We start from the raw sequence: 14509 nt of genomic DNA, 5'->3' as shown, positions 1-14509 counted from the left end.
CCCCGGTGGCTGGTCTAGCAACGGAAAACAAACCGTTAGTGATCCCTAGTCCCTATGTTTGTGTGGAAATCGGCTATGCTTTAACGGCTAAGCCGACAGAACAGATTTTGCTGGTAAAGATGGAACGACCAGATTTACCAGGGCAGTTCCCTTTTGATCTGCCTAGCTACCAGCAGCTGATCTACCAAAGTCCACAGGAACTGCGCCAAATGTTGCCAACGGTGATGGAAAATTTGCTGCAACGGTTTAATTTATCAACTTAAGTAGTCTGTAAGTCTCAAGCAAAACTGGTGGATAAAGGACAAAGGACGTGTAAGGGGATTTGGTGTATTGGGAATCCCTGTGAACTTGGATCAATGACTTTTTGCCTTCCCCTTCAAGGTCGCTGATAATAGTTGGCATGGATTAAGGAGAATTTTCTATGCCAAGAACCCCAGACGAGTACGCTGTTCACATTCTTTTGTCAAGTGGTCACCGGGAAGAAGTACGGTTTGCCACAATTAAAGAGTTTCAAAAGTGGTATAGTGGCGAACTTATCCCAAAATCTAACTCTGAAGACTTCATTAGCGTACCCATTAAAAATGTTCAAGGGGAGTACATGGTTGTACGTCCTGCTCGTATCACTGCTATGCGGGTGGAACCTATTTTCTCTGGTAGCGTCGAACGTTTTTAATACAGCTTGACTGCTTTGACTGGGCAATAGCTGGTGATTGAATTCTTGGCAAGTATGAGCAAAACTCTGACTCGGATTTCCCTAACCATAGGAATAGCCCTCCTACCAATTAGTGGTGCTGCAGTTGCTAGTGTTCCGCTGCAAGCGGTTCAACTAGAAACTGTTCAGTTCAATCAGGATCCATTGGGTTTAGATGAACAGCTGTGGAAGCGTCCTGGTGCTCAGTCAGGGGACTGGCGAGTGATGTTGAGGGCGATAGACAATAGCTTGCGTTATCTGAAAACCCCTAGTGCGGCTAAAGCTTACCAAAACTATTCCGTACCAGGAGTAACTCGCGATCGCGTCCGTCGTTCTCTAGTCCGTTTTCGGCAACTGCTGATCAAGTCCCCTACTCCTCAAGCGTTGCAAACTGCTATCCAACAAGAGTTTGTCTTTTACAAGAGTGTGGGGAAGGACAATCAGGGAACTGTTGGGTTCACGGGTTATTTTGAGCCAGTGTATGCTGGGAGTCGCACACCTAGTGCTGAGTATCGCTATCCCCTTTACCGACTACCTTCTGATTTCCAACGTTGGCAAAAACCTCACCCAACCCGTGCGGCATTGGAAGGATGGGATGGTTTAGGGAAAAATAGCCCACTACGAGGGAAAGAACTAGTTTGGTTACGCGATCGCTTAGAGGCGTTTTTGATTCACGTTCAGGGTTCAGCGCGAGTTAGAATGCCGGATGGCACCTTGATGAGCGTGGGCTATGCCGGTAAGACGAGTCATCCCTACACTAGTATCGGGGGACAACTGGTTAACGATGGCAAGATCGAGCTAGAAGGACTGACCCTGCCTGCGGTGATCGATTATTTCCGCACTTCACCGACGGAACTGAGTCAATATTTACCCCGCAATAAAAGTTTTGTGTTCTTTCGCGAAACCAGGGGGGCACCTGCTACCGGTAGTCTTGGTTTGCCAGTAATGCCTGAGCGCTCGATTGCTACGGATAAATCTATCATGCCTCCAGGAGCCTTGGCCCTTATCCAAACTAGTATTCCTTATCCCAATGCTGTGGGTCAGTTGGAATCTAGGCTGGTCAGTCGCTATGTGTTGGATCAGGATACTGGTAGTGCGATTAAAGGGCCGGGTCGAGTGGATATATTTATGGGTACTGGTAAATTGGCAGGTAATCGGGCAGGGCTGATTAATGATACAGGAGAGTTGTACTATTTGTTGCTGAAAAATTAAGACCACAAAATAGTGCTCAAGCTTTAACTATAAACTTGAACTATAAAAAAAAACTTTAACTATCAAACTATACATAAAATTATACATAAAAATTTCCTCTAAAACACACCTGATCCCCTACATTACCCGTTGAAACTGAGAAGAAAGGCTAAAAAAACGAGGTAGGTCAATATGAGTCGTTCTCAAGGGTCAAACCAAAATTCTTTCAGTGAGCTTGATGTGGTTGCTGTGATGTTTTTCAGTTCTTTTGTACTTGGCTTTATTCCTATTAATATTGCTTTTCACCAAAACCTACCAGTTAATGAGGATTTTGTCAATCCAACAGAAGTAGAACTTTGGGGGGTTGAACTTTCCCCCGGCTTAAAGCACGGGGGCAGCCCGTTAACCTAATTTCCCTTATCAATCTCCCACAGTGGCAATTGTTGAATCGGGTCTAACTGGACATTCTTTAAGCCTGACTGGGCAAAAGCATATTCCTTTGGTTGCCATAACGGTATTAAGGGTACATCCTTTGCTAACAGTTCTTGGATCTCAGCAAAAATCTGCTTTCGGGCGGCTGGATCTGATTCCTGACGCTGTTGCTGAATCAGTTCATTCATGCGATCGCTATAATAAAACGACCCCTGAGAGCGACTGGCTCCAGCTTCACACCCTTTCCCAAGGGAACCTTTAGTACAACTGACTAAGGGCTGAATAAAGTTATCGGGGTCAGAAAAGTCAGGATACCAATCGACTAAGGCACTCTGATAAACTCCCTTACCTAGATTGCCAAAGAAATTCGCTGACTCCACAGTTTGGGGCTGGATTTCCACAATTCCCCCAAGTTCCTGGGCAGCATATTCTTTCAGAAGACTGGCAAGTTGTTGTCGGGTTGCTGAACCTGAGGAATACCAAATTTCTAATGTCAACGGATTGTCTTTAGTAAATCCCGCTTTGGCTAGCAGTTCTTTGGCTTTGGCAATATTACCGTCACCGTAGGCGTCTTTAAAGGTTGGCTTGGAAACATCAAAGCTAGTGGGAATGATACTAAAGGCTGGTGCAGCTTGGTTTCTTAGCACCCGTTCGTTGATCAGTTTACGATTAACAATCGCAGCGATCGCTTGTCTGACTTCTGGTTTATCCAACGGTGCCATCTGGGTATTGAGCACCATGTAGTTAATATTATTGCTGGGAGATTCTATGACTTGCCAACCCCCAGATGCTGCTCCTTTTTGCAAACTGAGGATTTGATCGGGATCTAAACTTTGATAACCAATGTCTACAGCACCAGTTTTGATGGAATTGAATAAATTAGCGGAATTGGTGAGGATTTGAACGTTTAATCCCTGATTGGCAGGTTTTTTACCCCAATAGTCTTCAAACACATCTAGGCGAATCCCATTAGGACTAAACTTGACTAGTTTATAAGGACCAGTGCCTACAAATTTGGTCGGTTCAAATTTACCACTACCAATTTCATAGGCATTGGGGGAAACAGCACAAGTTCCAGAGAAAGCTAATAGTGCTGGAAAGGCGGCGAAGGGATTTTTGAGTTTAATCGTCAGTTCGTATTCTCCAGAGGGTTCAATCGAATCTACCAAACCTTCGAGTAGAGAAGAGGGCTTGCCACCATTTTCGATAAACCGACGCAAGGAAAATGCCATGGCTTCAGCGTTAAATGGGGTGTTATCATGAAAAACTACACCTTGGCGTAGGGGAATGGTGTAAGTTAAGCCATCCTTGCTGATAGTAGGCATAGCAGTTGCCAGTTGTGGCACTAATTCTGAGGTACCCAGCTTGTAGGTATAAAGGCGATCGCCTAAGCTGTAATGGATGTTACTAGCTGCTAGTTCGTAGGCATCGGCTGGATCGAGGGTTCTCGGTTTTAGGGTAGTACCGATAGTGAGTCTATTACTGTTACTGCTGCTAGAGGAACCTGTCTGTTGATTGCTAGGAGAACCACCACAACTAATAATTAGGAAGCAGCTACAGAGAAATAAAGCTAGGAATTTGCTAGTTGAACAGTGTTTGCGGGATAGGGGAAACCAGTTCATGCTTAGGTAATTTTGATGAGCTACAAGTAATTTATTATCGTAGCTATCTTATAACCCCTTGCCAAAAATATAGCGTTTTAGAATACAGCGATGATTGATCGAGAGGGGGGTTCTTCCGTAATTAGTATGCTAATTTAGCCTAAAAAATCAACTATCAAAATATCAAAGCTATATAAAGTAGTAGGTTTATTTAATGTAATTTAGCAGTTTAGCATAACAGGTACCGAATAGCCATATTATTTAATCCTCAATCCTAAGTAGTCAAACACAAGTTAATAGCACCTCAAGTAGCGTGCGCGTAGCGCATTAGCACCTCAAGTAGCGTGCGCGTAGCGCATTACCTGACAGCTTACTAATTTGTTAAGAATTGTGACAAAAAACATACTTTAGCATAAAAACACCCAGCTTAACCTGAATAACTAATTAGATCCCATAACTCCTAGCTAACTACCGTTGGATGAAAACACTCCCCCACTTACTAAACTCAGCACTCAGCACTCAGCACTCAGCACTCAGCACTATTTTCAAATCGGGATTTAATCGGAATATCAAACACAGGTATGGCGATATGTGGCAACCCAACATCAAACATCTTACCCCAGAGCAAGAGACTTTAATTTCAAATTATCAAGAAAAATGGTACAATTTATCTTTATTGACTGGAGCCGTTGATCGTCACGAAGCAACATTAGCCATAAACGCTGCCTATACAGCCATTGGCAAACCAGTACCAGATATTGTTTTTTGTGATAGCCCTTACGGTTTTTTTAAAATTCTCCTGAACCAACTCCAGCAACACATTGACAGCCAACTAAAGAGTCAACTCCAGCCAAGACTGGAGAGTCAATTGATTAGTCAACTACGGCAACATCTCAACACCCAACTCGGCAAAGAACTCCAGCAAGAGCTACTCTACCAACTCGGGCGAAAGCTTAACATTAAACGGATTAGCCGTCAACTTGAAGAGAAACTGTGGCAACCCTTGGACACTTCCATGGGAACCCAACTACACAGGCAATTGCAAAACCAATTGTTATATGAACTAGATACCTCAACAGTTAGTCAACAGCGAATTCGAATTGGCTTGCAAGTACTTGAACAACTTGGGACTGAATTGAGACTATTCATGTCACCCTTATACTGGAGTATTTACAGTAGTCGGTTTGACTTTTATATTTCCGTCCTAAATTGCCCTCACCATCAAACCACATGGCAAATATTCCAATCCCTAGTCAAACACTGTAGTTGGATGTTCCCATTTGAAAACATCTGCTTCGTTTGCGATCGCCCAACCAAGCTCTCATTTGACACTCAACACCGCCTTCATAGAGAAGGACAGCCAGCCATGGAGTTTGCCGATGGTTTCAGCCTATACTCCTATCACGGCGTGACACTACCAGAAAAATACGGGACAGTCAACCCCAACCAGTGGCAAGCAGGGTGGCTTTTAGAAGAACCCAACGCTGAACTTAGGCGAGTCCTCATTGAAGGAATTGGTTACGCCCGAATTTGCCAAGACCTAGAAGCACAGGGATTGGATTCCTGGCAAGAATACACCCTATTAAAAATTAATAACGATATCGATATCGAGCCAATTTTTCTACTCAAGATGACTTGTCCTAGCACCAACTTTGTTCACATTATGCGAGTGCCGCCTTATGTAGAATCAGCCCGTGAGGCAATTCGCTGGGTAAATTGGGATACTGATCCAGAGGAATTTTTAGTCCAGACTTGAGTCCAACTCACGTTAATATCAAGTGGTTAATACCAAAGTTGCCCTCAAAGATAGCACCATGTCTTGATGCAGTCGCTTCCCCATCAGCAGGGACAAGAGGGACCAGGACTTACGCAGTGACTCTAGCTGTAGGGTGCCTTAATAACGCACCCTACACCATCAGCGCCTTTGTTGCCCAGTTTTGCGTAAGTCCTGAACTTGCACAAATGGTGCAACTGTTTTGTGGGGTGCAACTGTTTTGTGGTTGAAGGTTACCCTTCAACCTACCCGACAAGGGACGCCTGGGCAAGAACAACCTTCAACCTTGAAAATGTATATGGGAGTCAGGATTGTTTTAGTAGAACCCGCTGGTCCATTGAATGTGGGTTCTGTAGCGCGAGTGATCAAAAATATGGGGTTATCCCAGCTGGTGCTAGTGAATCCTCAGTGTGACCATCTCAGCCAAGAAGCACAGCAGATGGCAGTGCACGGGGTAGATATCTTAGAAAAAGCCCAAGTGGTAGCAACCATACCAGATGGCTTAGTCGGGTGTCAAAGAGCGATCGCAACCACTGCTCGTAGCCGCGCCATCCCCACTACTCTCGAACATCCCAGAACCGCCTTACCCTGGTTATTGTCAGCTGGCGTAACCTCTGCCCTGATTTTTGGCCCTGAATCTAGGGGATTGAGCAATGATGAACTCAATCATGCTCAGCGGTTTGTCCGGATTCCCACTAGTTCCACCTATCCAGTCTTAAACCTAGCCCAAGCCGTAACAGTTTGCTGTTATGAACTTTATCAATATCAACTTTATCAAAGTACACAGCAGCCATCACCGGTCCCAAGTCAACCCTTATCCCCCGCTCCCCCCTACCAAGATTCTGCTCTTTTGGACCAGATAGAACGCTACTCTAAGCATCTAGAAGCCTTATTATTGAACATTGGTTATCTTTATCCCCATACCAAAGCAGCACGGATGGAAAAGCTGCGACGTCTATTAAACCGAGCAACCCCTACCACAGAAGAGATCAACATGCTCAGAGGAATGCTCCGCCAGGTAGAATGGGCGCTACAATTTTTCCCAAAGTCTGGGGTAGATGATCCATCAAAACCAAACCAGTCCTAAAATAGGCTTGCATAGGTTCTATTGGAGGTTTGATAGATGGGCGCTTCAACTGTTGGTACTAGATCAAAACTCTGTAATCGGAACACTCACGAAAAACTGAAAGCGAAGTTTGATACTGCTATATCCATTAAAGTTCTCTCCCTTATCATTAGACCATACTCAGAAAATTCCGAGAACTAGCCGATTTTTTCGGGTTTTATGTATCTGGTAAACTTCAGCCTAAGATTCAGCAGTGGAAAAACAACAGAAACCAACCTCCTCCCGCCGCCGCCCGCGTCGCCACCTTAGTAAACAGCCACAAACTAAGGAGATTAAACCCTCCAAATCCCAACCAAAACAGAAAGCGCGCCGCCAAAGCTCATCCGCAAAATCACATAAATCTCGGTCAACTCCGCCACCTACCCCGCGTACCCGTGCTCGTCTATCCCGTTCACCAAACCCTTCTACAATTCCCTCCAGTCAATCCCAGCTGAGGGTAGCATACCGAACACCCCAGTTACCAAACCTTCGTAGAAGACTCAATCCCTTTGCTACACGAGCGTCCTCATCCTTGCCCACCATAACCAATTCTCGTAATCCAATTCGGCAACGTCCTCAGCCAGAATTAGTTGCTGATTTATCCCCTAAATCCTCCAAAACAAGCCAACTAAAAGCTAGACTACCCCTCCCAACCCCCAATCACCAATCTGTACAAATTCGGAGAACTCGCCGAGAGCGCCGTTCCGAAAACTCCTCTACCAGGCTATGGATTTTGATTATCCGTTTGCTGATTGTAGGAATTGGTCTCGGAGCGATCGCAGGTACCGTATTATCGAGCTTGGGTACTGCTAGCCAACCATCTACCAAAACCACAGACAATGCTCCAATTGAAGTCCAGCAGACTTTGAGTCAGACAATTAGTTCTCAATTGACACCCCTGCTGCTCAACAAATCTCCCTTACAAAAACAAATTCAAACTCTAGTAAAGCAACACCCCCAATTGCAACCCGGAATCTTCATCCATGATCTCGATACCGGTGCTTTCCTAGAATCAAATAGCCGTCTCATTTTTCCTGCTGCTAGCACCATTAAGTTACCAATTCTAATTGCTTTCTTTCAGGATGTAGATGCAGGCAAAGTTTTCTTAGATGAATATATAACCATGAAACCAGAGATGATTGCTGGTGGTTCTGGAAACATGCAATATCAAAAACCAGGCAAACAGTACAAAGCTCTGGAAGTAGCCACCAAAATGATCACCATTAGTGATAACACTGCTACGAATATGCTGATTGAACGTCTTGGTGGCATCGAAGTTCTCAATCAACGATTCCGCTCTTGGGGTTTGAAAAAAACTGTACTGCGCAACCCCCTACCAGATTTGCCAGGAACAAACACCACTAGCCCAAGAGAACTGGCTAGTTTGATTTTTCACCTTGAGCAAGGTAAGTGGATTTCTCCCCAATCTCGTACTGACCTGATCGATATCATGATCCAAACTAAGACCAACACACTATTACCCCAAGGACTAGGTAATGGTGCCACCATTGCCCATAAAACTGGCACCCTTGGCCGACTTCTGGCCGATGTAGGTTTAGTAAAAATGCCCAACGGCAAGCGTTACATTATCAGCGTAATGGTCAAACGCCCCTTTAATGATGCCAGTGCCGAAAAACTGATTCGCACCATTTCTCGACAAGCCTATGACTACTTGAATAATTAGCAATTTATAATTAGTTATTTATTAATTACCGGTTAAACCTTGAAAGTTGACTGTTGAAGGTTGACTGCTGCCTTTGAGCAATCTGCTACTGACAACTGATCTAGAGATTGCCAGATTTTCGATAACAAAGCATCCAAGCCGATTTTAGCAACAGCTGAAATTGAAAAAACTGGTACCTGAGTAAGCTGATTTAGGTAAGTAGACACCTCATCGATCATGTCTTGATCAACCGCATCTACCTTATTAAGGGCAAGAATTTGGGGACGTTCTGGCAATTCTCTGCCATAGGCTTGTAACTCCTGTTGAATGGTTTGATAATCAGCAATCGGGTCAGCAGCAGTAATATCAATCAAATGCAGTAACAAGCGAGTGCGTTCGATATGACGTAGGAAGTCGTGACCCAGACCAATACCTTGATGAGCTCCAGCAATCAACCCAGGAATGTCAGCAAATACAGTACCATCCCCAGTTGGTTTACGAACCACACCTAAATTCGGAATCAAAGTGGTAAAGGGGTAATTGGCTATCTTGGGTCGTGCCGCTGAGAGTGCTGAAATCAGAGTAGACTTACCAGCATTAGGTAGACCAATAATGCCCACCTCCGCCAGTAACTTCAACTCCAAGCGTAACCTGAGTTGCTCTCCTGGTAGTCCAGGTAAAGCATGCTCTGGTGCGCGATTGTGATTACTCAGGAAATGCCGATTTCCCAAACCTCCTTTACCACCTTTGGCAACACACAGCATTTGCCGAGGTTTCACCAAATCCCCCAGCAGTTCTCCTGTGTCAGCATTGTAGACAACCGTGCCACAGGGAACTTCAATAATGCGATCGCTACCATTTTTTCCCGTCCGATTATTAGGGCCTCCCCGACCCCCATTCTCAGCTCGAAAGCAATGGGCGTATTTGAAATCTAGCAATGTTTGCAGGTGCTCGATAGCATTGAAAATCACGCTACCCCCCCGACCACCATTACCCCCCGCCGGTCCTCCAGCAGGAACATACTTTTCCCGCCGAAACGCCACAATTCCATCGCCCCCGTTACCAGCGACAACTTCAATTTCTGCTTGGTCGATAAATTGCATAATTAGTTTTTAGTCCTTAGTGCTTAGGTCTTAGTCCTTAGTGTTTTCTTGACATCAGTCAGTTGAACCGATTACCCTTAATTAATCTAACTACTAATGACCAATGACTAATGACTAATTACTAATCACCAATCACCAATCACCACTTATAAATATGCTGAAACATCTTCACCACAATCATCGGCTAAATAAGATAAAGCCCGGAAGCGCAAGCCGACTAACTGATCATAGAGAGGATTAAGCTTACACATCGGTGGGATGTGGACGATTTTGTGATTAAATAGCTTCACGTCCCGTTCAAACGGACACTGAGAAGGAATCAGTTTACACATAAATCGAGCGACCCGTGGGTCATTAACATCCATACCATCTAACCAATCCCGCATTGGCTGTAGAATATCCGAATGGGGATGGTCAGAACTTCCTGGTTCTTGAGCTAAGGCATCAGCAGAATCGCTTTGCTCAGTTGCCTTACCGTCATAAAGAGTTACCTGCAGTGATTCAAGAGCCTCAACCTTATGACCTAGCGCTTCACAGAACTGGTGTAGAACATCAGCTTCAGTCGCAGAGTACACCCCATCTGCCAAGGCTACCATTACGGCAGTTCGTAGAAAATTCTCTGCCGTTGTGTTATCCTTACCTAAAGCTGCTGCCAGTTCTTCAGGAGTAATGGGTTGATCAAAAGACTGCAAATCAGTGCCAGGAGCCAATGTCTCTTGGGTGATTTGAGCCATAACCTCTTGTTCTTCTGGGTCAAAGTGACCATCAGCCCAGGCAACGGCAAATAAACCCCGCAGCCAAGCTGAAATCTGTTCTTCGGTGTAGGTAGCAGTGCTGGAAGTAGCCATAAATACTTAAAATCAATCTCCTAACACTATTTTAGGAGCAATCACAATAACTAATCGCTCCATAAGGTTGAAGCCTATAACATCAAAATAGCAATCGGATTAAGAAGCATCGACCACTTGTAATTCTGAGATATTCGTGACTCTAGCAGAATTTATTCTTTTCTTAATGTCAGTCCTAACCAGTGCTACTGGACAGTTCTTGCTCAAAACTGGAGCCGAAAAGCTGGAAAAAGTTAACGCTAGCAATTGGCTAGATCAAATTTTCAGTATACCCAAGACCCCAGAGATCCTAGCAGGGTTATGTTGTTATGGTTTAGGGGCACTGGCATACATTTTGTTGCTGACCAGGGTAAATCTCAGCGTTGCTGGTCCTTCAGTATCCTTGACTTATATCTTCTCCGTACTGATGGGCTATTTTTTCTTTAAGGAAACCATCCCCCTTAGTCGTGCCGTGGGCTTGGGTGTGATTATCTGCGGTGTAATGTTGGTAATTTGGAAAAGATAAGTTAGTCATTTGTCATTTGTAAAGACTATGGATGTAAGCCTCTTGTTTACCCAGCTTTTTTAGGGGGGTAATAGGGGCATACCATGCCACCATACAAGCCTTTTACCTACTCAGGACTTACCCACTCAGATCTGTAAAATCAGATCTGTAAAACTGCTGTAATTCCCTATTCCCGGTTCTTTCCAGAGCCGAAGTTCCAGGGTAAGCGCAAGAAAAAAAGGTTCGAAATAAGCATCTAGGCCGAAGTTACCCGTTCATTTGTACTACTATGCTAGTTAAAGTCTCACAACTATTTCTTTTCCTATAACGTGAGTCCGTCAGCATATCCTAAGTGTTACCTTGGGCGTTGGCAACTGAGCTCAATCTTGCCCCCGTAAGACTTGCGGCTAACTACCTACTCAGTAATCGACCTTACTGAGAGTACCTATGGGGGTTACTTCGTTCCTGATAACCATTATTTGGACTTTTAAGATGGTACTATTCACCGGAAGTGTTGTTGGGAATCGATAGTTGGGAGACAAACCAGCTATCCAGAATCTTCTTTGACTTTTGTCTGTGGCGTATCAATCCATTTCGCCACACCCTTGTCACGATGATTCAACATACCTTTCTCTCGTATCCATGAGTCCCTTGCCTGTTACTAACTTCACCTGGATTGGTTCGGCTTCACTATTCGACCCCTGCGTTCATCTATAGACTTGTTAGTTTCTATAAATGGGGGTAGGGCTGTCACTCCGATTCCGGGAGGGTTGGATTTACACCAACATGGTTATCAAGTTGTCAAGGTTCATATAAGCCTTGCGGCTAGTTCCCCGAACCCTAGTGGGTAAGGTTTATAGCCAACGAATCGCACTGTCTCCTCAAGGGTGGGGTTTTCACCCACATCCGCAAAACAGTTAGGATTTTTGAGGATTTTCCTCACGAATCCCCTTACTCATACCCCTCTAGAAACTAGAGGGGTATGAGTAAGAAAGAGCCGCACTAGTGTTCATAATCCAAGGTTGTTTTGGGTAATGGGTAACGGGAATAGGCAACCGGTAATCGGTAATGGTACAGGAGTAATCGCACTCTGACAACTCCAACACCGATTGCTATAGAAAAGTTAAGCAGGGGACTAAAGCCCTACCCTGCTAGAACCGTCTTCGACGGTTTCGGAGTCTTCGACGTTCCCGATGTCTCGCAATTTCTTTACGTTTGCGTTTTTGTGCAAATGTCTCAAAATGACGATTCTTTTTCATATCGGCAAAGATGCCAGCTTGGGAGACTTTTCGCTTAAATCGACGTAGGGCTGACTCTAAGTGCTCATTTTCACCAACCACCACTTGGGTCATTCAATGTCCTCCTGTTTTGATCGCTTCCGTGGTCGAATAACAAGTCATCATTCATCCCATAAGTACAGGACAGGGCAAACCTCTGATTGACTGACAAAACTCCTACAACTGACGGAAGGTGTTGGCATCTGGCCAGTTTTTAAAACGAATGGCTGATATCTCAAGTCCGTTGAAAATCATAATCTTGCACCTGGATAGCCTGCACTCGTCTATGGCAAGGAAATCGGAATCAAGCCTGCCAAAAGCAGGCTCTCAAATCCTTATTTTTTCCTTACTCCTTGTCAAGTGGACTGTGATGGTTTACCTCCACGCTTCAGCCTGGAGAGTTTGCTACAATATCTCCCTTAAAACTAACTTTAGCTATGAGCCGTGGAATTAATGATATTGTTGGTTAACTCACACACTACAACTAGTGTGATTCTCGATCTGAACACTGCCTATTTGGGTTTTCCTACTCTAGGTCTTAAACGTTCATACTTGTCTGAATCAAAGAGTTTGAGATGCCTTCAATCCACTTATAGACAGCAATCCTACGCACACTAGTATCTTCCAACTAGAGTTTGGGTTTCCTTTACCCTACCAGGATTACTCCCTAAATTCTGATGCGCAGCGTAGATTTTGACAGGGGGAAAACCCCTGCCCTGCGTTCAGATCTCAGAATTGGGTTTTGATTTGGATCTTAGCGAGCTTAGTAGCGACGAGAGAAGTTATCACCTCTGCGACCGCCCCCAAATGAGTTTCTTTTTTCGCGAGGCTTGGCTTTATTGACTTTGAGATCGCGCCCCATCCATTCAGCTCCATCAAGGTCTTCAATGGCCTTCGCTTCTTCCTCCTCTGTGTTCATTTCCACAAAAGCAAAGCCCCTGAAGCGACCTGTTTCGCGATCGGTGGGCATGTGAATTCGCTTGATTTGACCATATTCTTCAAACACAGATTTCAGATCCTCTTCTGTCACCTCACGTGCAAGGTTACCAACGTAGACAGACATACAATATCTCCAAAATTTGATTTATGTAGAGATAGAAATTTCGGAGGCATGCTTAGCAATATGAAACAGAAGAAACCTGTCAACACTGAAAACAAAAACTGCAACCGATACCTATACTCGTCTTTTATGATAACATAGACAGTAAGGTGATTAACGTCCTACTCGGGTTGTGCAATTAAGCTATTGTGCATTTTCATTGCATAGTTGCCAGTTTTGAAAAAACTTTTCATACCCACTCCCCCATTTCTGCCTCCCCCCTCACAGCTGTTTTATTCTAGCCGCAAATCTGGATAAACCAGGGAAGGTGACCGAATTTGGGACTGAGCTTTTGACGGACGCTATCAGTATGTCGCTGATCAGCCCATTTGGTGATAACCCAATGCTTATCAGTAGTCGAACCAAAGTTTTTATAGCTATGTAAATTTTTGTAAATTTTTATCCCATCTAGTTGGAGCAACGATGGGATATTTTTTAGCATTTCTTAATGTAGCACCGTTTATTTTTGAACGAACTTAATATATTAATTTATTTATAAATTAATATATTATCCTGGCTTATAATCCTAAGTATAAATACTCAGGATTAGTCAACGATTTGCGATTAGCCCTTCGGGCGGCGTAAGCCCCATGGCAAAATTCCCAAAATTCGTAATCTTTTAGAACTACACAATGTAGTGCGGAATGTGCGTCATAAAGTAATATCAATTCTTCAAAGGTAGACTACAGATGCAGATGGGGAGATGAGGAGATGGAGAGATGAGGAGATGGGGAGATGAAATTGATGTTTAGCTATAATTTCTCGAATTGGTATAACTTGATTGATGAAGGCAAAAGCTAAAAGCAATCCCAGCATTAGCGCCCTTATCAAGGGAGGCAAGCAAAAGACAATTTTTTATAAAAATTATCAAAAGTATTTTTTATCTATTATTTATACCGCAATTATACGGAATTTTTACGAAATTTTAAATTAAAACTTAATATAAAAAATCATAACTATTTCGTAAAATATTTTCAAAAATTAACACCTCTACTTTAGACTATAAAAAATCAGCAAAAAACAATCCAGGCCATTAAAAATAGCTGAAATCAAAAACTTTAATCTAAAAATCAAGGTTAAGCTGTGTTCTTTTTCGCTTTTTTAGGGTGAGAATGGCTTTGTTGCATAAAGAGTATGAGTTGAGTGAGATAATCTATAGAGAGAAAAATAGAGCTTCCCCTTAGCCATGACAGAAGCAACCGCCAAGACCAAATATAAGATATTGAATTGGAGTAAGTACA

13 protein-coding genes and 1 pseudogene are annotated in these 14509 nt (G+C 43.8%); 8 read left to right on the top strand and 6 right to left on the bottom strand.

The features are described 5' to 3' along the window. The 4 genes and pseudogenes from F6J94_RS18400 to F6J94_RS18385 all read left to right on the top strand — a co-directional run. Positions 1-263: pseudogene (locus F6J94_RS18400) on the top strand (hypothetical protein); the annotation flags it as partial. Positions 264-421: 158 nt separating this feature from the next. Next, positions 422-673, top strand: a complete 252-nt coding sequence (locus F6J94_RS18395; RefSeq protein WP_075902058.1) for a hypothetical protein — start codon at positions 422-424, stop codon at positions 671-673. Positions 674-727: 54 nt separating this feature from the next. Continuing rightward, on the top strand, positions 728-1903 hold the full coding sequence (locus tag F6J94_RS18390; RefSeq protein WP_293043134.1) for a murein transglycosylase A: 1176 nt from the start codon (positions 728-730) through the stop codon (positions 1901-1903). 171 nt (positions 1904-2074) lie between these two features. After that, a complete protein-coding gene (locus tag F6J94_RS18385) occupies positions 2075-2293 on the top strand; it encodes a hypothetical protein (protein ID WP_293021088.1) in 219 nt (72 codons plus the stop codon). Here the strand turns inward: F6J94_RS18385 and F6J94_RS18380 are convergent. After that, positions 2290-3936, bottom strand: coding sequence for an ABC transporter substrate-binding protein (locus F6J94_RS18380; protein ID WP_293021086.1), 1647 nt, complete (start codon positions 3934-3936; stop codon positions 2290-2292). The two genes, F6J94_RS18385 and F6J94_RS18380, sit on opposite strands and share 4 nt — an antisense overlap. A 568-nt stretch (positions 3937-4504) precedes the next feature. On the opposite strand from F6J94_RS18380, the gene F6J94_RS18375 reads away from it, so the two are divergent. From F6J94_RS18375 to F6J94_RS18365, 3 genes are all read left to right on the top strand, one after another. Then, the gene (locus F6J94_RS18375; RefSeq protein WP_293043132.1) at positions 4505-5671 is read left to right on the top strand and encodes a DUF6745 domain-containing protein; all 1167 of its coding nucleotides are present in this window, start codon (positions 4505-4507) and stop codon (positions 5669-5671) included. A gap of 310 nt (positions 5672-5981) precedes the next feature. Then, entirely contained in the window at positions 5982-6776 is a 795-nt protein-coding gene (locus tag F6J94_RS18370) for an RNA methyltransferase (RefSeq protein ID WP_293043136.1), read from the top strand. Between the two features lie 232 nt (positions 6777-7008). Beyond that, complete coding sequence (locus F6J94_RS18365) at positions 7009-8478, top strand: serine hydrolase (protein ID WP_293043130.1); 1470 nt, start codon at positions 7009-7011, stop codon at positions 8476-8478. A gap of 32 nt (positions 8479-8510) precedes the next feature. Here the strand turns inward: F6J94_RS18365 and obgE are convergent, their stop codons facing one another. After that, positions 8511-9560: a GTPase ObgE gene (gene obgE, locus F6J94_RS18360; protein ID WP_293043128.1), complete on the bottom strand. Its 1050-nt coding sequence runs from the start codon at positions 9558-9560 to the stop codon at positions 8511-8513. 146 nt (positions 9561-9706) lie between these two features. Beyond that, positions 9707-10408 (bottom strand): Mo-dependent nitrogenase C-terminal domain-containing protein, encoded by a 702-nt coding sequence (locus F6J94_RS18355; RefSeq protein ID WP_071105569.1) that lies wholly within the window; start codon positions 10406-10408, stop codon positions 9707-9709. A gap of 136 nt (positions 10409-10544) precedes the next feature. Between F6J94_RS18355 and F6J94_RS18350 the strand changes: the two genes are divergently transcribed. Next, entirely contained in the window at positions 10545-10913 is a 369-nt protein-coding gene (locus tag F6J94_RS18350) for an EamA family transporter (RefSeq protein ID WP_293043125.1), read from the top strand. A 1130-nt stretch (positions 10914-12043) separates the two neighbouring features. Here the strand turns inward: F6J94_RS18350 and rpsU are convergent. The 3 genes from rpsU to F6J94_RS18335 all read right to left on the bottom strand — a co-directional run bounded on the left by rpsU (position 12044) and on the right by F6J94_RS18335 (position 13710). Beyond that, positions 12044-12244 carry a 30S ribosomal protein S21 gene (gene rpsU, locus F6J94_RS18345; RefSeq protein WP_070394310.1) on the bottom strand — a complete coding sequence of 67 codons (201 nt, stop codon included), beginning with the start codon at positions 12242-12244 and terminating at the stop codon, positions 12044-12046. Positions 12245-12932: 688 nt separating this feature from the next. Continuing rightward, on the bottom strand, positions 12933-13232 hold the full coding sequence (locus tag F6J94_RS18340) for an RNA-binding protein (protein ID WP_071105565.1): 300 nt from the start codon (positions 13230-13232) through the stop codon (positions 12933-12935). A 274-nt stretch (positions 13233-13506) separates the two neighbouring features. Next, the gene (locus F6J94_RS18335) at positions 13507-13710 is read right to left on the bottom strand and encodes a hypothetical protein (RefSeq protein ID WP_293026729.1); all 204 of its coding nucleotides are present in this window, start codon (positions 13708-13710) and stop codon (positions 13507-13509) included. Between the last annotated feature and the right edge of the window lie 799 nt (positions 13711-14509).

Source organism: Moorena sp. SIO1F2 (assembly GCF_010672755.1).
GTDB lineage: Bacteria > Cyanobacteriota > Cyanobacteriia > Cyanobacteriales > Coleofasciculaceae > Moorena.
The sequence above is the reverse complement of the archived record's forward strand: the minus strand, read 5'-3'. Positions and strand labels throughout refer to the sequence as shown.

Bases quoted from the DNA above. Each gene is read 5' to 3' on its own strand.
- F6J94_RS18395 (WP_075902058.1), top strand. From the start codon at position 422: ATGCCAAGAACCCCAGACGAGTACGCTGTTCACATTCTTTTGTCAAGT.
- F6J94_RS18390 (WP_293043134.1), top strand. From the start codon at position 728: ATGAGCAAAACTCTGACTCGGATTTCCCTAACCATAGGAATAGCCCTC.
- F6J94_RS18385 (WP_293021088.1), top strand. From the start codon at position 2,075: ATGAGTCGTTCTCAAGGGTCAAACCAAAATTCTTTCAGTGAGCTTGAT.
- F6J94_RS18380 (WP_293021086.1), bottom strand. From the start codon at position 3,936: ATGAACTGGTTTCCCCTATCCCGCAAACACTGTTCAACTAGCAAATTC.
- F6J94_RS18375 (WP_293043132.1), top strand. From the start codon at position 4,505: ATGTGGCAACCCAACATCAAACATCTTACCCCAGAGCAAGAGACTTTA.
- F6J94_RS18370 (WP_293043136.1), top strand. From the start codon at position 5,982: ATGTATATGGGAGTCAGGATTGTTTTAGTAGAACCCGCTGGTCCATTG.
- obgE (WP_293043128.1), bottom strand. From the start codon at position 9,560: ATGCAATTTATCGACCAAGCAGAAATTGAAGTTGTCGCTGGTAACGGG.
- F6J94_RS18355 (WP_071105569.1), bottom strand. From the start codon at position 10,408: ATGGCTACTTCCAGCACTGCTACCTACACCGAAGAACAGATTTCAGCT.
- rpsU (WP_070394310.1), bottom strand. From the start codon at position 12,244: ATGACCCAAGTGGTGGTTGGTGAAAATGAGCACTTAGAGTCAGCCCTA.
- F6J94_RS18340 (WP_071105565.1), bottom strand. From the start codon at position 13,232: ATGTCTGTCTACGTTGGTAACCTTGCACGTGAGGTGACAGAAGAGGAT.
- F6J94_RS18335 (WP_293026729.1), bottom strand. From the start codon at position 13,710: ATGCTAAAAAATATCCCATCGTTGCTCCAACTAGATGGGATAAAAATT.